This is a genomic window from Sorangium sp. So ce321 (assembly GCF_051530195.1).
In the GTDB taxonomy this organism is placed as follows: domain Bacteria; phylum Myxococcota_A; class Polyangia; order Polyangiales; family Polyangiaceae; genus Sorangium.
Genome location: NZ_CP150329.1, coordinates 7,347,784 through 7,364,844, shown reverse-complemented (window position 1 = coordinate 7,364,844; position 17,061 = coordinate 7,347,784). Strand labels below are relative to the sequence as shown.

Annotated in this window: 14 protein-coding genes; 8 read left to right on the top strand and 6 right to left on the bottom strand. The window is 71.6% G+C overall.

All coding sequences use genetic code 11. The annotated features are described in order from the left end of the window. Nucleotides 1-125: 125 nt before the first annotated feature. Both WME89_RS27030 and WME89_RS27025 read right to left on the bottom strand, forming a co-directional pair. Nucleotides 126-1,208: a hypothetical protein gene (locus WME89_RS27030; protein WP_438002601.1), complete on the bottom strand. Its 1,083-nt coding sequence runs from the start codon at nt 1,206-1,208 to the stop codon at nt 126-128. A gap of 30 nt (nt 1,209-1,238) precedes the next feature. After that, nucleotides 1,239-4,481, bottom strand: coding sequence for a TonB-dependent receptor (locus WME89_RS27025; RefSeq protein ID WP_438002600.1), 3,243 nt, complete (start codon nt 4,479-4,481; stop codon nt 1,239-1,241). Between the two features lie 268 nt (nt 4,482-4,749). Here WME89_RS27025 and WME89_RS27020 point away from each other — a divergent pair, with 268 nt between their 5' ends. The 8 genes from WME89_RS27020 (at nt 4,750) to bioB (ending at nt 12,382) form a co-directional block, all read left to right on the top strand. Beyond that, the gene (locus WME89_RS27020) at nt 4,750-5,529 is read left to right on the top strand and encodes an energy transducer TonB (RefSeq protein WP_438002599.1); all 780 of its coding nucleotides are present in this window, start codon (nt 4,750-4,752) and stop codon (nt 5,527-5,529) included. A 168-nt stretch (nt 5,530-5,697) separates the two neighbouring features. Then, nucleotides 5,698-6,414, top strand: coding sequence for a MotA/TolQ/ExbB proton channel family protein (locus WME89_RS27015; protein WP_438002598.1), 717 nt, complete (start codon nt 5,698-5,700; stop codon nt 6,412-6,414). A 133-nt stretch (nt 6,415-6,547) separates the two neighbouring features. Continuing rightward, complete coding sequence (locus WME89_RS27010; RefSeq protein WP_437617479.1) at nt 6,548-6,964, top strand: ExbD/TolR family protein; 417 nt, start codon at nt 6,548-6,550, stop codon at nt 6,962-6,964. 5 nt (nt 6,965-6,969) lie between these two features. Next, complete coding sequence (locus WME89_RS27005; protein WP_438002597.1) at nt 6,970-7,422, top strand: ExbD/TolR family protein; 453 nt, start codon at nt 6,970-6,972, stop codon at nt 7,420-7,422. A gap of 156 nt (nt 7,423-7,578) precedes the next feature. Further along, nucleotides 7,579-8,967 (top strand): phosphomethylpyrimidine synthase ThiC, encoded by a 1,389-nt coding sequence (thiC, locus tag WME89_RS27000; RefSeq protein WP_438002596.1) that lies wholly within the window; start codon nt 7,579-7,581, stop codon nt 8,965-8,967. 13 nt (nt 8,968-8,980) lie between these two features. After that, on the top strand, nt 8,981-9,688 hold the full coding sequence (locus tag WME89_RS26995) for a thiamine biosynthesis protein (protein WP_438002595.1): 708 nt from the start codon (nt 8,981-8,983) through the stop codon (nt 9,686-9,688). 112 nt (nt 9,689-9,800) lie between these two features. Next, nucleotides 9,801-10,853, top strand: coding sequence for a type IV pilus twitching motility protein PilT (locus WME89_RS26990; RefSeq protein WP_438002594.1), 1,053 nt, complete (start codon nt 9,801-9,803; stop codon nt 10,851-10,853). Nucleotides 10,854-11,332: 479 nt separating this feature from the next. After that, the gene (gene bioB, locus WME89_RS26985; protein WP_438002593.1) at nt 11,333-12,382 is read left to right on the top strand and encodes a biotin synthase BioB; all 1,050 of its coding nucleotides are present in this window, start codon (nt 11,333-11,335) and stop codon (nt 12,380-12,382) included. On the opposite strand, the gene WME89_RS26980 is transcribed toward bioB, so the two are convergent. The 4 genes from WME89_RS26980 to WME89_RS26965 form a co-directional block, all read right to left on the bottom strand. Next, nucleotides 12,324-14,084, bottom strand: coding sequence for a mechanosensitive ion channel family protein (locus WME89_RS26980; RefSeq protein ID WP_438002592.1), 1,761 nt, complete (start codon nt 14,082-14,084; stop codon nt 12,324-12,326). The two genes, bioB and WME89_RS26980, sit on opposite strands and share 59 nt — an antisense overlap. Nucleotides 14,085-14,188: 104 nt before the next feature. Then, nucleotides 14,189-15,400: an HRDC domain-containing protein gene (locus WME89_RS26975; protein WP_438011976.1), complete on the bottom strand. Its 1,212-nt coding sequence runs from the start codon at nt 15,398-15,400 to the stop codon at nt 14,189-14,191. After that, a complete protein-coding gene (locus WME89_RS26970; RefSeq protein ID WP_438002591.1) occupies nt 15,397-16,374 on the bottom strand; it encodes a matrixin family metalloprotease in 978 nt (325 codons plus the stop codon). Before WME89_RS26970 ends, WME89_RS26975 begins: the two co-directional genes overlap by 4 nt. Continuing rightward, nucleotides 16,361-17,029 (bottom strand): hypothetical protein, encoded by a 669-nt coding sequence (locus WME89_RS26965; RefSeq protein ID WP_438002590.1) that lies wholly within the window; start codon nt 17,027-17,029, stop codon nt 16,361-16,363. The genes WME89_RS26970 and WME89_RS26965 overlap by 14 nt, the downstream gene beginning before the upstream one ends. Between the last annotated feature and the right edge of the window lie 32 nt (nt 17,030-17,061).

The following is a 17,061-nucleotide window of genomic DNA, read 5'->3' as shown; positions in this document are numbered from 1 at the left end:
CGAAGGATCTGGGGTGGGTCGGTTCGAGCGGGATCGGCCCGCGGCTCGGGCCGCGCGGCCCGAGCCGGAGAGAGCCTATCCAGGGCGCCGCGCGTCGCGCTGCGCCCTGGAGGCCGCGGGGCTGACTACTTGAGCGCGGGGACCGTCTGCGAGTCGAGCACGCACACGAGCATCTTGGGATCGCACTTCACCTTGAGATCCTCGGAGATGCCCGAGGCCGCGGGGATGAAGTAGGGCGACTCCGCGTCCGGCTCATTGTCGCAGAGCTTGTCCTCGGGCTCACCCGTCGGGACGATCTCCGTCACCACGTTTCCGTCCTCATCCACCATCGGCTGTTCGGTCTCGGGATCCAGCACCGGCTGCTCGACGAGCTTCTCGCAGCCAACCTGGGGCCAGAGCCCGACGACCCTGTACTTCGCGGTGCAGGTCCCCTCGGTGTACGTGAGGTCGGCCTGGAACGTATTCCCCAGGTTCGCGGCCGTCACATACACCTGCAGGTTGCTCCACTCGTACCTGAGAGAGCGCCCCTCAGCCGGCTCGCCACCGCCGGCTCCGCCGCCGCCGGCCTCGCCGCCGCCAGCGCCGCCGGCCTCGCCGCCAGCGCCGCCCTCGCCGCCGCCAGCTCCACCAGCGCCGCCGGCCTCGCCGCCAGCGCCGCCCTCGCCACCGGCGCCGCCAGCGCCGCCCTCGCCGCCGCCGGCTCCGCCAGCGCCGCCGGCCTCGCCGCCAGCGCCGCCCTCGCCGCCGCCGGCCCCGCCAGCGCCGCCTTGGCCGCCGCCGCCTTCGCCCTCGGGCGGGACGAGCAGCACCTCGGCGGGCGAGAGCGTCGAGGCCCTGCAGATATCGCCGTCGTCTGGCTCGAGCGACTCGAACGTTCCGATCGCGTATGTCTTTCGATCAGGGCTCTCCGCGATCGTCTCGCCGTCGGCCGTCCACACAGCGCGATCCACCTGGAGCCCGACGAGCTTCGTGCTCCTGTCGGGAGAGCCCCCCGCGTTCGGGTTGTACACCTGCAGCCCGACGGTCAACCCTTCCACCTGGCCGCAGGGGCTATCGGCGTCCCCCTCTTGCAGGAAGAACTTCGTGGCGAAGGGGTAAACGGCGGCGTTGCCGACGGTGCATTCGGGCTTGGGTTGCGAGCAGCCGGGAGACGTGGCTGCCGCGACCGCGGCGAGCCCCGCCAACCAACCAAGCAATCGGATCTTCATCGCTTGTTTCCTTTCGCGAGCGCGCCGCGCCTAGAACGTGACCCGCGCGCCGAAGCGGAACTGCCGGGGCGCCTGGTACCTCGTCGGCTTGCCGAAGTTCGGGTTCTTGTCGACGCTCCCGTCGAAGTTCTCGCCGTCCAGCGTCTTCAGGCAGGTCGCGCCGTCGGGCCCCTCCAGGTCGCTGAGCTCCTTGTTGCGGCACCCGCGCACGTCCACGTACTGCCGCGTGTAGCGCTGATCCACCTGCGTCACCGCCTGGAAGTTGAAGAGGTTGAAGATGTCCATCGTGACGGTCAGATAGCTCTCCTTCGAGAGCTTCACCGAGTAGCCGACGCGGCCGTCGACGTTGTGGACCCACGGCAGCCGCTCCCCGGAGCCGCGGGGCAGGATGAAGGCCTCGTCGGCGCCGTAGAGGGGGTGCGCGCCCCAGAAGTCCGTGGGGCCGCCGGAGCGGGACCGGTAGGTGAGGCCGGCGTCCACGACCATGTCGTTCCGGATCGGGAACGACTTCGCCCCGTAGACCTTGATCTCGTGCCGGCTGTCGCCCGGCAGGTAGCCCTCGCGGTTGTCGAGCAGCGAGGTCAGATCGAACTCCGAGGTGATGTTCGGGTCGAGCTGGTCGGTCTCCGGGCGGAAGAGGCCCGCGTAGTTGCCGCGCAGGAACGAGAGCGTGTAGCTCACCTGGGCGAGCCACAGATCGGCGAACGCCTTCTGGAAATAGAGCGTCACGGCGTCGTAGTTGCGCGTCGCCTCGGGGAAGTCCTTGGCGATGCCCTTGCCGGGGTTGCCGAGGAAGTACGTGCTCCCCTCGTCGCGGCTCATGTCCTCGATGACGTTGCTCATCCAGCGCTTCGTGTACATCGCCCCGACGCGCCCGTTCTCGATGAGCTCGTACTCGCCGCCGAGCACGAGCTCGTCCGAGGACTGCGGGCTGATGTCCGGATCCACCGGCGTCCTGCCGGTGCCGGTCGGCGTCCAGACCGTGTTCGGATCGTAGCTCGCAGGCCCCTGTCCTTCCTCCTGCGCGAGCTGGGTGCCCTCGATCCGGTTCTCGTCGTTCTGGCACTGGCCCGGCGCGTCTCCCATCGCGTCCTCCAGGTCGGTCGGGTCGCACCCCGTCGCGTCGCCGTTGAGCGCCGCCCTGTGGAACGCCCGGACCTGCCGCTCGTCGCCGAAGGCGCGATCGACGAGGTCGAGCGGCACGCTCTCGTAGTAGCGCGCGTAGTTCGCGAAGATCTTGGACTTGCCCTGCTGCGTGATGTCGTAGACGGCGCCCACGCGCGGCGACCACTGGTTCGGCAGCGCCATGCCGAGCTTGCCGTTGTCGTCGAACAGGTACTGGCCGTCGTAGCGGACGCCCACGTTCAGCGTCACCGTGTCGAGGATGCTCCAGCTATCCTGGACGAACGCGCCGAGCGTCGTCGACATCGACGACACCGACGTGCTGGGCTGGAGTACGTAGTCGCCGACCTCCGGGCCCGTCAGGAAGCCGAGCTGCCGGCCGTCCTCGAAGTACAGGCCGCTCGGGCTCTCCGTGTAGGAGACGAGCCCCGGGTACGCCTTCTCGTGTTCGTACATCATGACCTCGGCGTCGATCCCGCCCTTGACGACGTGGTGGCCGAGGCCCTCGAAGATGCTCGTCACCATCGCCTTGAGCTGCAGGCGATCCTGTAGCGAGTCCTCCGCGAAGTTGGGGCCGCCCTCGGTGTACGTGCGCACCTGGCACGGGACGCGGTGCACCATGATGGGGTTGCCGTCGGCGTCGAAGCGCGGCCTCCCGGAGGCGTCGAGGTCCTGCACGTCGCTCTGGCGGCACATCTCCATCGCCGCGGGCGAGATCGCCTCGAACTCCTCGATCGAGTGCCGCCGCGGCCTGGTCCTCGTCCAGATCACGTTGGGCACGCCCGCGAGGCCGCGGCTGGAGCCGATCTCCGAGTCGTCCGGCGGCAGCCGCGCGTTGCGCTGGTGGTGCCAGCCGAGCGTCGCGTCGAGCAGCAGGGTCTTGTTGTTGAACGCCGACGACCACTTCAGGGCGACGTCGGTCGACGACGACACGAACTTGAGCGCGAGCCCGTTGTACGTACCGACGAGGTTGGGGACATCCATGATGCCGACCTGCGGGTCGTACGAGTACGTGCCCTGGCCGCCCGAGCTGGAGGGCGCGCCGTAGACCGACAGCATGAGGTTGTGGTCCGGGCTGACCTGGTAGGTCAGCTTGCCCAGGTACTGGATCGTCCGCTCCTCGCCGCGGAAGAAGCGCGTCGAGCCCGGGAGGGGGTCGGCGATGTTGAACCCCGTCTCGGGGTCCACGACCGGACGCGGGTTGTCGCCCTCGTACCGCGTCGCGAACAGGGTGCGCTCCCGCTCCAGGCTCGAGAAAGCGAGATCGAGGCCGCCGTAGAACCAGAGCTTGTCCTTCAGGACCGGGCCGCCGACCTCGAAGCCGTAGTCGCGGATCGCGAGGATACGGTCGTCGGTCTGGACGGTCTCGCCCTGGCGCCGCACCTTCGTGCCCTCGGCCTCGAGGAAGCCGGGGACGACGTTGAAGAAGACCGAGCCGTGGAACTCGTTGCCGCCGCTCTTGGTCACGACGTCGAGCACGCCGCCGGTCGCGCGGCCGAACTCGGGCATGTACCCGCCGCTCACCACGTTCACCTCTTTGATGAACTCCATCGTGAGCGGCGTGCCCACGATCCCGTACGCGGGATCGTTCACGGATAGTCCGTCGATCACGTACTGATTCTCGGGCGAGGACGTACCCGCGATCGACGTGCCGAACTCATCGCTCTTCGCGCCGGGGGTGACCGCGGCGATCGACTCGAACGAGCGCGACGCCGTGCCCTTTCCGCCGGGCGGGGCCACGGCGATGCGCCGCGTGAAGTCCTGTGTGATGTTCTGCCCCACGGTGCTCGACCCGACGTCGACCGTCGGCGCGCGGCCGACGACGACGATCTCCTCCGCCTTGAGCGCCTCGGGGAGGAGATCGACGTTGACGCGGATGGTCGTCCCGCTGCGGATCGTGATCCCGCCTCGGCTGTACGGCCTATACGATTCCTTTTCCAGCCTCAGTGTGTAGTCGCCCGGCGGCAGGTTCGGGATACGGTACTGCCCGGTGCCGTCGGTGACGACGAGCTGCTCTCCTTGCAATGCCGGCGAGGTCGCCGTCACGACCACATCGCCCACCGGCGCCTTGCTCGCGGCGTCGGTCACCCGCCCGAGCAGAACGCTGTTGCCCGTCTGCGCGAGCGCTGGGCCCGCGGTCAACAAAGTCATGGCGAGCAGCAGCGCCGCCGCCCACAGCCTTAACGGCGCACGTAGTAAGCGCGCTCCGTGTTTCATCCTCTTTTCGAGAAACTTCACGGAATTCCCTCCAGGAGTGTAGGGCCCTCGAGTCCCTCCTCACCCTAGACAGGAATCGCGCGAGACAATAGACTTTTTTGTAGTACTCGCTCGCTTGTACACTCCGGGTAGGCGCGGCGCGCTTCCATACGTCGCGGCTCATGACGTTGATCAGCTCGAGGTCTAGGAGTTACGACCCCTTATGTTCGACTCGGTACTAGGTCGTGCCACCGCAACCCAGGGGCGTCTCGGGACGGGCGCAGTGCTCTCCTTCGTCGCGCACGCGGCGATCGCCGGCGCGCTCATCTGGCAGGCCACGCGCCCCCGGGACGAGAAGCCGAAGGACGTGGAGGTCACCTTCTTCGCCCAGCCGCCGCCCCCGCCTCCGCCGCCCCCGCCGCCCCCACCAGGCGGCGGCGCGAAGCGCCCGAAGGTGGAGCAGCGCATCGAGCAGCCGAAGCCTGTCAAGACGCCCGACACCATCTACGACATGCCGGAGAAGCCCAAGGCCAAGGCGCCTGAGCCCGAGCCGCCCCAGGAGGCGGAGGCGCCGGAGCAGCCGGGCGGCGTGGAGGGGGGAGTCGAGGGCGGCGTTCAAGGGGGGACCGTCGGCGGCACGGTCGGCGGGGAGATCGGCGGTAAGCTCGGCGGCCAGCTCGGCGGGCAGCTGGGCAGCACGGCGCCGCCGCAAAACGTGGTGCTGCCGTTCGGCGCCGGGATGAACCGGCCGACGATGCTCTCGGGGCGAGATCCGCAGTACACGCGCGAGGCGCTCGCGGCGCGCGTGGAGGGGCTCGCGATTGTCAAGTGCGTCATCAAGGTGGACGGCACGTTGACCAGCTGCCGGATGGTCAAGTCACTCCCCCACATGGATCGGGCGATCCTCGATGCGCTGTCGGGGCGCCGGTACACCCCGGTGATGTTCCAGGGGCGTCCGGTCTCGGTGGACTACGTGTTCAACATCCGGCTCAAGCTCCCTTGATCACCGGACGCGAGGGGTTGTTGAACGGGCGGGGCACGTAGTAGAGAAGGGTACGGGGTAGGTCCGCTCTGCGGTATTGTCGAGTTCGCTGCGGCGTCCAGAGGCGCTGTTCCAGCATAGCTAAAACCATCACGACACCATGGAGCGCCAGGAGGCGCGAGCGAGACGATGCAATTCACGTTGATTGAGCTCTGGGGCCACATGGGCCTCTTCGCGAAGCTGATTGTGTTCGCGCTGGCGATCATGTCGGTCTCGTCGTTGGTCGTCTTCGGCGAGCGCCTCGTCGTGTCGTTCAAGTCGCGCGCCGCCTCCCGCGAGTTCGCGCAGCGGGTGGGCCCGCTGCTCGCGCGGGGCGAGTTCGAGGGCGCCCGGACCGCGGCCAAGCCCAAGGAGGAGATCGGCTACCTCGGTCGCGTGATCGGCGCCGGGATCGCGGCCTACACGTCGAGCGCCCCCGCCCGGCTCCCGGCGCACGGACACGAGCGCGACGGCGTCTTCGAGTCGGTCTCGCGGGCGCTCGAGCGGCAGGCGCAGCGCGAGGTGCTCAGCCTGAAGCGCGGCTACGGACTCCTCGCCACCGTCGGCTCCACGGCGCCGTTCATCGGTCTGCTGGGGACGGTCATGGGTATCGTGACTGCATTCCAGCAGATGGCGGCCTCCGGCTCAGGCGGCCTCGGCACCGTCTCGGCGGGTATCGCGGAGGCGCTCATCACAACCGCCTTCGGCCTGCTCGTCGCGATCCCGGCCGTCATGGGGTACAACTATCTCCAGGGCTGGGTCGACGCCCGGGCGATCGACATCTCGGAGTCGTCGAACGAGTTCCTCGACATCGTGGCGAAGCGCCTCGACGGCCGCCTCGCGCCGGCCTCGGAAGAGGCCGCTTGATCTGGTCACGCCAGAGGCCGCCTGGCCCGGCCTCGAGAGGGGCCACCTGCCCTGATCCGGGCAGCGGTCGCCAGGCCCGGTCTCGGCAGAGGCCGCTTGAGCCCCGGCCCTCGGCCGGAAGCGAGCGTTCGTAATGGGGATGGCTGCCGGCCCGCAGAAGGGCCCCAAGAGCGAGATCAACGTCACGCCGCTCGTCGACGTCGTCCTCGTCCTGCTCATCATCTTCATGGTCGTCACGCCGATGCTCCAGCGCGGCAAGGACGTGAAGCTGCCGCAGGCCGCGAAGGTGGACGAGGAGAAGAAGGAAGTGGACCCGCTGATCCTCTCCGTGACGCTGGAGAAGACGGTGTGGGTCGAGAGCGACCAGTACGATGACGCCGGGCTCGCCGAGCGCCTCACGCGCGAGTTCGCCGCGCAGCCGGGGCGCAAGGTGCTGGTCAAGGGGGACCAGCGCCTCACGTTCGGCGACGTCCGCAAGGTGATGGAGACGGCGCGCAAGGCGGGAGCGAAGAGCGTCTCGCTGGCGGTCGAGGAGCTGAAGGGGAGATAGCGGCGATGAGCGCGCGAGCGAAGAAGAAGTTCGTCGTCAAGCCGGCGGTGCCGCTGAACTCCGACATCAACGTGACGCCGCTCGTCGACGTCGTGCTGGTGCTCCTCATCATCTTCATGGTCGTGACGCCGCTGCTCGAGAAGGACATCGGCGTGCGCGTCCCCGACACCGAGCAGGTCAAGGAGGACACCCCGCCGCCCCCCGACCAGCTCGTCGTCCGGGTGAGCGCCCAGGGCGAGCTGCAGGTGAACGACGAGAAGGTCGAGCGCGCCGAGCTCGTCGGTAAGCTCAGGCCGCTCCTCGAGCGCCAGAGCAGGCCGCAGGACCGGATCGTCTTCGTCGTCGCGGACGACGGCGCCGTCTACGGCACGGTCGTGGAGGTGCTCGACGGCGCGAAGGCGGCCGGCGCGCAGACGCTCGGCATGATGACGGAGCTCCCCGAAGCGCCGCCGCCCTGAGCGCGGGCCGAGCGCGGGCTGCGCGCGGAGATGCCCGCCGCGCGCGCCTCTCCGGCGGCCTCCGGCGTCTCGAAGGCGCGCCCGCCCGGCGCGACGCGAGGCTTGCGTCGCGCGCGGCCGCGACCTACATCGCCCACCTCGAAAGCGAGGTTGTCGATGTTGCGGACCGAATGGGTGAGCAAGCGCGCCGGGAGCCCGAACCAGAGCCAGATGCACTTCGCCAGGAAGGGCGTCATCACGGAGGAGATGGAGTACGTCGCCCGCCGTGAGAAGCTCGCGCCCGAGCTCATCCGCAGCGAGGTCGCGCGCGGCCGGATGATCATCCCTGCCAACAAGAACCACCTCAACCTCGAGCCGATGTGCATCGGCATCGCGTCGCTCTGCAAGGTGAACGCGAACATCGGCAACAGCCAGACGACGAGCGACGTGAGCGGCGAGCTCGAGAAGCTGCGCTACGCCGTCAAGTACGGCGCCGACACCGTGATGGACCTGTCGACCGGCGGCGACATCGACGGCATCCGCCGCGCGATCATCGCGGACTCCCCGGTGCCGATCGGGACGGTGCCGATCTACCAGGCGCTCGAGGCCTGCAAGGGCACGGAGAAGATGACGGCCGCGGACCTCATCGACATGCTCGAGCACCAGGCGAAGCAGGGCGTCGACTACTTCACGATCCACGCGGGCGTGCTGCTCGAGCACCTGCCGCTCGTGAAGGGCCGGCTCACGGGCATCGTCTCGCGCGGCGGCTCGATCATGGCGCAGTGGATGATCGAGCACCACAGGCAGAACCCGTTCTACACGCACTGGGACAAGGTGCTCGAGGTCTGCGCCAAGTACGACGTCACGATCTCGGCGGGCGACGGCCTCCGCCCCGGCTGCCTCCACGACGCCAGCGACGCGGCCCAGTTCGCGGAGCTGAAGACGCTCGGCGAGCTCACGAAGCGCGCGTGGGAGAAGGACGTGCAGGTCATGATCGAGGGCCCCGGCCACGTGCCGTTCGATCAGATCGCGATGAACGTGCAGAAGGAGATGGAGCTCTGCCACGAGGCGCCGTTCTACGTGCTCGGCCCGCTCGTCACCGACTTCGCGCCCGGGTACGACCACATCACGAGCTGCATCGGCGCGACGATGGCCGGCTTCGCGGGCGCCGCGATGCTCTGCTACGTGACGCCGAAGGAGCACCTCGGCCTGCCGAACTCCGAGGACGTCAAGCAGGGGCTCATCGCCTACAAGATCGCCGCCCACGCGGCGGACGTGGCGCGGAAGCGCCCGGGCGCGCGAGATCGCGACGACGCGCTGAGCCGCGCCCGCTACGCGTTCGACTGGAAGCAGCAGTTCGCGCTCTCGCTCGATCCGGAGACGGCCCAGGCGATGCACGACGAGACGCTCCCGCAGGAGTACTTCAAGACCTCGGAGTTCTGCTCGATGTGCGGGCCGAAGTTCTGCTCGATGCACATCAACCGCGTCGTCGACGAGTACAACGCGCGCCAGGAGGGCGAGAACGCGCCGACGAAGCGCTCGCTCTCGCTCATCGATCAGCCGTGAGCCGGAAACAGCCGTGAGCCGGGAGGTACGCGGCGGGGGCGTCCGCCGCGCGCGGCGCGGGGCGTCCGTCCCGGCGCGGCTCGCGCGGCTCCTCCGCCTCGTCCTGATTGCACCCCTCGTCCTCGCCGCTCCCCTCGCGTGCCGACGCGAGCGCGCCCCCGGCGCCTCGGCCGTGCCGCCCTCGTCGTCGGCCGCCGCGCCTGTGTCCGCGGCGCCGCGCCCCCCGAGCCCTCGCCTGACCGATCCGCGCTGGCGTCGCGCGGCCGGCGACGACCCGCTGGAGCAGGCCCGGCTCGCCGAGGCCGAGGGCGCTTCCGGCCTCCTGGCCGGCCTGGAGGACGGCGGCGACATCGCCGTCGCCGCCCTGCGCGCGCTGCCGTACGCCGACGACGCCGACCTGGCGCTCGGGCCGCTCGCCGCGCGCGCCCGCGCCGCGCCGCCCTCGTCGCTCCCGCCCCTGCTCGACGCGCTCCTCGGGATCGCCGGGCGTCCCCCGCGCCAGCGCGAGCCGCTCGACCCGGACGGGGCGCGCGCTGCGGCTGCGGTCCTGGTCGAACTGTCGGGCCGGCGCGACGTCCCCGCGGAGCAGCGCGCGGTCGCGATCTCGGCGGCGCGCGCGCTCGCGGACAAGGGGCTCGTCGATCCTCACATGATTCCCGGGGATCTGGATCCGGAGATCCCCGGCGCGGGCGCCGGCGGAGGTCAGGCGCCGCGGCCCTGACGTCCAGCGCCGCCGTCGCGGGCCGGCGGCCGTCCTGCGCGGCGCCCTGGGCTTCCGGTTCATCCCGTCGGGCTTTGGGCCCGTTGGGTTCCATTTTGGTACCTTGCCCCCCGTGACGACGCCGTACACCTCCGAGGCCTTCATCCATCAGCTCCTCGGCAAAGCGCTTGCCGCCCACGCCAGCGACATCCACCTCAAGGTCGGTCAGCCGCCGGGGGCGCGCGTGCGCGGCGACATGGTCTACTTCCGGGTCGACAGGATCCGGCCCGAGGACAGCGAGGCCGCGGCGCGCGTGCTCCTCGCCGGGCGTCCCTCGCGCGAGCTGCTCGCCACGCTGCAGGAGCTCGACACCTCTTACGTCGTCCCGGGACTCGGCCGGTTCCGGGTCAACATCTACCGCCAGCGCGGCTCGCTCGCGATCATCCTGCGCAGCATCCCGCTCAAGATCCCCACCTTCGAGGAGCTCGGCGTGCCCTCGGCGGTGCGGGCGATGGTGGAGCACGACCACGGCCTGATCGTCGTCGCCGGCACGGCCGGCAGCGGCAAGAGCACGACGCTCGCGGCGTTCATCGGTCAGATCAACGCGACCTTGCCGCGCCACATCGTCACGCTCGAGGACCCGATCGAGCACGTGCACGAGGACAGCCGCTCCAGCGTGAGCCAGCGCGAGATCGGCGTCGACACGGCGGATTTCCCGACCGCGCTGCGCTCGGCGCTGCGGCAGGACCCGGACGTCGTGCTGATCGGCGCGCTCCGCGACGGCGAGTCGCTCGATCTCGCCCTGCACGCCGCCGAGACGGGGCACCTCGTGCTCGCGGCCGTGCACACGCCGGACGTCACGCGCACGCTCGGGCGGCTCGTCGCGCTCGGCAGGAGCCCGACCGAGGCGCGCGACCGGCTGGCCGACTGCCTCCAGGGCGTCGTCGCGCAGCGCCTGCTCCCGCGCCGCGACGGCGCGGGGGAGGTCCTGGCGTCCGAGGTGCTCGTCGCGACGGCCGCGGTGCGCGAGGCGATCCGCCGCCCGGAGGGGAGCCCGTCGCTGCGCGAGCTGATGGAGAAGGGGGTCACGCCGTACGGGATGCAGACGTTCGAGGCCCACCTGCGGCAGCTCGTGAGCCAGGGCGCGATCGCGAAGGAGACAGCCAAGGCGGTGACGTCGCTGTAGCGGCTGTCGTGGATCGCGTCCGAGATGCTGGCGAGGAGTGCCAGCATGGCCGGGTTCGTCTTCCGTCTCCGGTCTTCCGTCCCCTCGTCTTCCGTCTTCCGTCTTCCGTCTTCCGTCTTCCGTCTTCCGTCTGGCGTGCGCGTGCGCGTGCGCGTGCGCGTGCGCGTGCGCGATGTCTGCACGGATTGAAGCGAGAACGCGCACGCGCACGCGCACGCGCACGGACGACGGAGACGAGGGGACGGGAGACCGGAGACGAGGGGACGGGAGACGGGAGACGGGAGACGGGAGACGGGAGACGGGAGACGACGAGACGGACGAGGGACGCGGGGGGGGACGACGGAGCCGCTCCTCGAACGGGGGAAGGGTGGCTTGACCCCCCGGGAACCCAGGCCAGAAGCCTCCTCGCGGGCGAGGGGCGGACCTGGCCGCGCGGGTCGCTTGCGGCGGCGGCCCAAGCCTGGGTATGGAGCGACCCCATGCTCGAAGGCATCGAAAGGGAAACGGCGGAGCACAAGGGTGGGCGCGGCGAGCCGAACGGCCGCGCGCCGGCGGCGGGCGCGGTCCGCCACGACTGGACCGTCGAGCAGGCGGTCGCCTTGCACGATCTGCCGCTCTTCGAGCTGATCGACCGGGCACGCTCGGTCCACCGCGCGTTCCACGGCGAGCACGAGGTGCAGCTCTGCACCCTGCTCAGCGTCAAGACGGGCGGGTGCCCGGAAGACTGCGCCTACTGCCCGCAGTCGAGCCACTACGAGACGGAGGTCGGGCCGGAGCGCATGCTCGACGTCGGCGCGGTCCTCGCGGCCGCCGAGCGCGCACGCGCCGGCGGGTCGACGCGGTTCTGCATGGGCGCCGCGTGGCGCGAGGTGAAGGAGGGCCCCGCGTTCGACCGCGTCCTCGACATGGTGCGCGGCGTGAAGGCGCTCGGCCTCGAGGCGTGCTGCACGCTCGGCATGCTCTCCGACGACCAGGCGCGCCGCCTGAAGGAGGCCGGCCTCGACGCGTACAACCACAACCTCGACACGTCGCGGAAGGCCTACAAGTCCATCATCTCGACGCGCACCTACGACGAGCGGCTCGTCACCCTGCGCAACGTCCGGCGGGCGGGCATCACGGTCTGCTCGGGCGGGATCATCGGCATGGGCGAGTCGATCGCCGACCGCTGCGAGATGCTCGTCGAGCTCGCGCGCCTCGACCCGCACCCGGAGAGCGTGCCGATCAACGCCCTCGTGCGCGCCGCGGGCACGCCGCTCGAGAGCCTGCCGCCGGTCGACCCGATCGAGTTCGTCCGGATGATCGCGGTCGCGCGGCTCATGATGCCCCGCGCGATGGTCCGCCTGTCCGCCGGCCGGACGGAGCTCTCGCGCGAGGCCCAGCTGCTCTGCATGTACGCCGGGGCGAACTCGATCTTCTACGGAGACAAGCTGCTCACCACGCCGAACCCGGGCCCGGACGAGGACCGCGCGCTCATCGAGAAGGCGGGGCTCCAGCCGATGGCGCCTGCCGCGGCTCCCGCCGCCCGTTAGCCGAGCTCCCGTCGGCGGTCGCGTCGAGCAGCGCGCGCTCCCCCCCGCGCGGCGCGACGTGCACCGTCCGCGTCGGGTACGCGAGCCTCGTCCCGGCCGCGCCGATGATCTCCAGGAAGGTGATCAGGATCTCCTGCCGGATCGTCCGGAACTCGCCGAAGTCGGCCGTCTGGAACCAGGCCATGATCTCGACGTCGAACGACGCGGGGCCGATGCCGATGAAGCGCACGACGACGTCGTCGGGCCAGATGAGCGGGTGCGCCCGCAGCGCGCGCTCGCACCCCTCGATCACCGCCCGGAGCTGCGCGGGCGTCGTCTCGTACACGAGGCTCAGCACGCACGAGAGGCGCATCCTGTCGCGCGCCGTGTACGACTCGATCTGGAGGTCGGCCAGCTTGCCGTTCGGGATCGTGACCAGCGTCCGGTCGAGCGTGCGGATCCGCGTCGAGCGGAGCCCGATGGTCTCGACCGTGCCGAGGAGCGCGTCGACCTTCACGAAGTCGCCGACCTGGAGCGCCCGGTCGACGCCGATCGAGACCGAGCCGAAGAGGTTCTCCACCGTCTTCTGCGCGGCGAGGGCGAGCGCGACGCCGCCGATGCCGAGGCCGGCGATGAGGCTCGCCACCGGGTAACCGAGCTCCGACAGCACGGCGATGACGCCGATGATCAGGATCGCGACCTTCGCGATCCGCCCCATGAGCGGCACGAGCGAGCGCGCCGCGGGGTTGTCGCGCGTCGCCGGGGCGGCGAGCAGGCGGTCGCTCACGGCGTCGATGGCGCGGAGGGCGAACCAGAACACGGCGATGAAGAGGCCGGCGCGCACCACCTTGTCGAGGAACTGCTCGGCCGGCGGGTAGAGCCCGAGCCACGAGAGCGCGACCTCGACGCCGACGAGCGCCAGCGCGAACGTGAGCGGGCCGCGCGCGCCCCCGAGGAGCACATCGTCGAGCGTGGAGTCCGTCCGGGCGACGAGGCGGCGGAGCGCGGCGCGGATGAAGTAGCTCAGCACCATGCCGATGAGCCAGCTGGCGAGCGCGACGACGGGTAGGGCGAGCCACTGCCACCAGAGCAGCTCGCGCGGGCCGGGGCGCAGCAGCGCCGGCGGCAGGTGATCGCGGATCCAGCGGTCTTCGAGCCGCGCGTACCACTCGTCGACGCGCTCCACGGTGGCGCGCGAGAAGATCCACCGCACCCCTTCGGGCGTCGTGCGCCGCACGAGGCGCACCGGCTGCAGCCCGGTCCGGGTCGGGATCTTGTCGGGCAGCTGCTCCACGCCGGTCCCCAGGTTGTCCTGCGTGTTGCCCTGCGGGTGCGGCGAGAGGGTCTCCAGGTCGAGCCACAGGTGCCGATCGAGCACCGCCTTGAGCCGCTGCGCGAGCTGCGCGCCGTCCGCCCTCGGCGGCAGGTCGAGGTAGCGCGCGGCCTCGGCGTAGTCGCCCGCGCGGCAGAGATCGAAGTACCGGCTCACGGAGGCGCGCGGCGAGTCGGGGGCGACCGGGATCGTCTCGGGGTCCACGCCGCCCTCGGCGCTCGCGAGGGGCGGCGCCGAAGGCGGCGGGGGAGGGGACAGCTCTCCTGCGTTCGCTCCCAGGAGCACGCACCCGGAGACGAGCGCGAAGGCGAATGCGGTGCGGAGCCACCACCTCACCGCCGGCCAGAGGCGGGGCCGCCTCGGCGTTTTTTGTTGATCTTTCCAGGGCATGGGCCCTGCTATTCCACCGCCCGGCGCCTCTGTCGACCGAGCGGCGCGCCGCGATCGAGGCCTGCGCGCGCGGCGCGAACGGAGGCGCGAACGATCGCGCGCGGCTACGTTGCTGCGGCGGGCGGCTCGCCCGGCGGCGCCGCGGTCACGAGCGCCGCGAGCGCGCCGCCGTAGCGCGCGAGCCGGCGCGCGCCGAGCCCCGGGATGCGCGCGATCGCGGCGGCCACCGCGGCCCCGTCGACGTGAGCCCCCGCGAGCGCGATCTCCACGAGATCCTGCGCGCAGTGCCCTGGCAGCACGACCTGCTCGTCCACCTTCCGCGCCTTCGCCTCGGCCCTGCGCCACGCGGTGATCCGGGTCTCCATCGCGCGCCGGACGGCGACCTCCTTGCGCGGTGGGCGGGCTTGCACGAAGAGCTCGCGCTCCTCTTCCGGCACGTCGCCATCGCGGCGCCCCTGCTCGATGGCGCCGAGCCACGCGGCGACCCAGCTCCCCGCCCGGCCCGCGGCGGCCCCGCGCACGGCGCGCACGCCGTCGGCGTGGGCCGGCCTCCGCTGCGCGAGCTCGAGCAGCACCTCGCTGCCGACGACCTTGAAGGCGGGCTGGTCCTCCGCCTCCGCGGCGGCATCGCGCGCCGCGGCGAGGCGCCGCAGGATCGCCCGGCCCTCTGGGTCGAGCGCCTGGGCCCCCTTGATGCGCGCGTAGGCGGGCCGCGGATCGCGCGGCGGCCCGAGGGCGGTCGCGAGCTTGTACGCGCACTCCTCCACGATCTCGTCCTCGATCCCGAGCGCGCGGCTGCGCTCCGCGAGCCGCGCGTCGAGCTGGAGCAGGTGGAGCACGTCGTCGGCCAGGTAGCGCACCTCGGCGCTCGCGAGCGGCCTGCGCGCCCAGTCGTGCTGCTGGAGCTGCTTGTCGACCTTCACGCCGAGCTCCGACTGGAGGAGCGCGGCGAGCCCGGTCGCGGCGCTCCCGAGCATGCGGGCGGCGACCGAGGTGTCGCGCGCCGCCGCGAGGGGCGCACCCGCCTCGGCGAGCATGCGCGCGTCGAACGTGAGGTCGTGCAGCACCTTGGGCGGCCCGGCGGCCCCGAGCAGCGGCGCGAGCGGCGCGACGGGCACGCGGAGCGCGTCCACGATCCCGACCGCGATGCCGTCCCCCTCGCGGAAGGCGAGCTGGACCGTGCAGAGCCGCGCGCGGTAGGCGAACAGCCCGTTGGCCTCGACGTCGACCGCGAGCGCGTCCGCGCGCGCGGCGCGCTCGATCAGCCGGGCGAGATCGTCGTCGCGCTCGACGAGGACGGGCGGGCTCTGGCTCAGCGGGGCCTCTGCCGGCCCGAGCCCGCCGTCGCGCCGCGCCGCGCCCGCGCGGCCGCGCCCACCACCGCGAGCGCCGCGAGGGCGAGCGCGCCGCCGCGCCCGCCGCGCCCGCCCCGCGCCGGGGCCGCCGCGCAGCCGCCCTCCTCCTCGCGGTCGGGCTGATCGACCGCGCACAGCTCGGAGAACCCGTGGCGCGGGGTCGTATCGCACTCCTCGACCGGCGCCCCCGGCGGGTACACCGCGCAGATCCCGTCGCGGTCGTCCTCGTCGAGGTCGCGGAGCATGGTGGTCTCCGGCCGGTAGTCGGCGAACATCGTCGCCGCGCTGTCGCTCGAGTGCGAGAGCCCGAGGAAGTGGCCGGCCTCGTGGGTGGCGATGCTCAGCAGGTCGAACGACACGTCGTCGTCGCCGAGCGAGAGCTCCACGTCCCACGAGTTGATCTCCATGTCGGCGTCGTAGATGTCGCCGGTGTTGAGGTTGTAGGTGACGGTCGTGAGCGCGAGGGTGTTCCCCCCGCCGGCGTAAGGCCACCCGTCGTCCCGGAACGTGATGATGTTCGCGTTCCCTTTGTGCTGGTTGTACTCGTGCGCGGCGCAGACGATCGGGCCCATGTAGGTGACCTCCATGCGCGGGGTCTCCCCGTCGCCGCAGTCGGCCTGGGTCCACGCGGCGAACGCCTTCTCGAAGATCGCCTCGGTCTCGGCGAGCGAGACCTGCTTCGAGGCGTCCTCCTGGATGGAGTAGCCGACGCACGGCGACGGCCAGGCGAGGGGGATGCCGCAGTCGTTCGGCTGGGCCGGCGTACAGACGGCCGCGGTCGCCTTGGTCTCGGGACAGACGCTGGTGCGGCAGTAGGCGAGGGCGGGCGAGGGGGCGGCGAGCGCCGCGGCGGCGAGCGCGGCGCAGGCCGCGGCGATGGCCAGGACGCCGCTCCGCGCCCTTCGTACGGAGCGCGCGGGGCTATTTCTGTGCATGGCTCGCCTTCCAGGCGCGGCTCACCGCGTCGACCGCCGCGTCGAGCGTCGCGCCCACGAGCTGCTCGCGCGCCGAGATCGCGGGGCCCGGCCGGGGCAGGACGGTCCCGCCGTCGGGGCTCGCGGCCAGCCGCCGCACGGCCACCCGCGGCGCGCCGGCCACCCGGCGCCCATCCTCGCCGTCGACGACGGGGTAGTGGCCCTGGGCCATCCCGGCCACGACCAGGGCGGAGCCCGCCCTGGAGAGGAAGACCATCGCCTGGCCGCCGATCTTGAGCTGCGCGTCGCCCGACACCTGCTGTCCGATGTCCCCGACCACGCCCCCGAGCGTCCTCACCCAGATCTCGCCGTCCGGCTGGCCGGCCACGGGGCGATCGACGGACAGGCGGGTATAGGTCACGATCCTCCTCGATCCGCCGAGCTCCTCCCACTGGCTGCGCTGCTCGGTCGCGGTCGCGACGACGACGTACGCGGCGCGGGACACGAGCTCTTCCAGCGAGAGCTGCACGGAGACGGCCGCCTGTGCCTCGCGCGGACCGGAAAGAAGCGCGCCGGGGCTCACCCCGGCCGCCGGGGCGGAGCCGCCGCCCGGGGTCAGGGCGAGCGCCGGAGGCAGCGCCAGCAGGAGGGCTATGCAAAAAGCTCTGGGAGACATGGGCCCGAAGATACCATGCTGCCGCGCGAGGC

Coding starts and splice junctions, on each gene's coding strand:
- WME89_RS27030 (WP_438002601.1), bottom strand. CDS start 1,208: ATGAAGATCCGATTGCTTGGTTGGTTGGCGGGGCTCGCCGCGGTCGCG.
- WME89_RS27025 (WP_438002600.1), bottom strand. CDS start 4,481: ATGACTTTGTTGACCGCGGGCCCAGCGCTCGCGCAGACGGGCAACAGC.
- WME89_RS27020 (WP_438002599.1), top strand. CDS start 4,750: ATGTTCGACTCGGTACTAGGTCGTGCCACCGCAACCCAGGGGCGTCTC.
- WME89_RS27015 (WP_438002598.1), top strand. CDS start 5,698: ATGCAATTCACGTTGATTGAGCTCTGGGGCCACATGGGCCTCTTCGCG.
- WME89_RS27010 (WP_437617479.1), top strand. CDS start 6,548: ATGGGGATGGCTGCCGGCCCGCAGAAGGGCCCCAAGAGCGAGATCAAC.
- WME89_RS27005 (WP_438002597.1), top strand. CDS start 6,970: ATGAGCGCGCGAGCGAAGAAGAAGTTCGTCGTCAAGCCGGCGGTGCCG.
- thiC (WP_438002596.1), top strand. CDS start 7,579: ATGTTGCGGACCGAATGGGTGAGCAAGCGCGCCGGGAGCCCGAACCAG.
- bioB (WP_438002593.1), top strand. CDS start 11,333: ATGCTCGAAGGCATCGAAAGGGAAACGGCGGAGCACAAGGGTGGGCGC.
- WME89_RS26980 (WP_438002592.1), bottom strand. CDS start 14,084: ATGCCCTGGAAAGATCAACAAAAAACGCCGAGGCGGCCCCGCCTCTGG.
- WME89_RS26970 (WP_438002591.1), bottom strand. CDS start 16,374: ATGCACAGAAATAGCCCCGCGCGCTCCGTACGAAGGGCGCGGAGCGGC.
- WME89_RS26965 (WP_438002590.1), bottom strand. CDS start 17,029: ATGTCTCCCAGAGCTTTTTGCATAGCCCTCCTGCTGGCGCTGCCTCCG.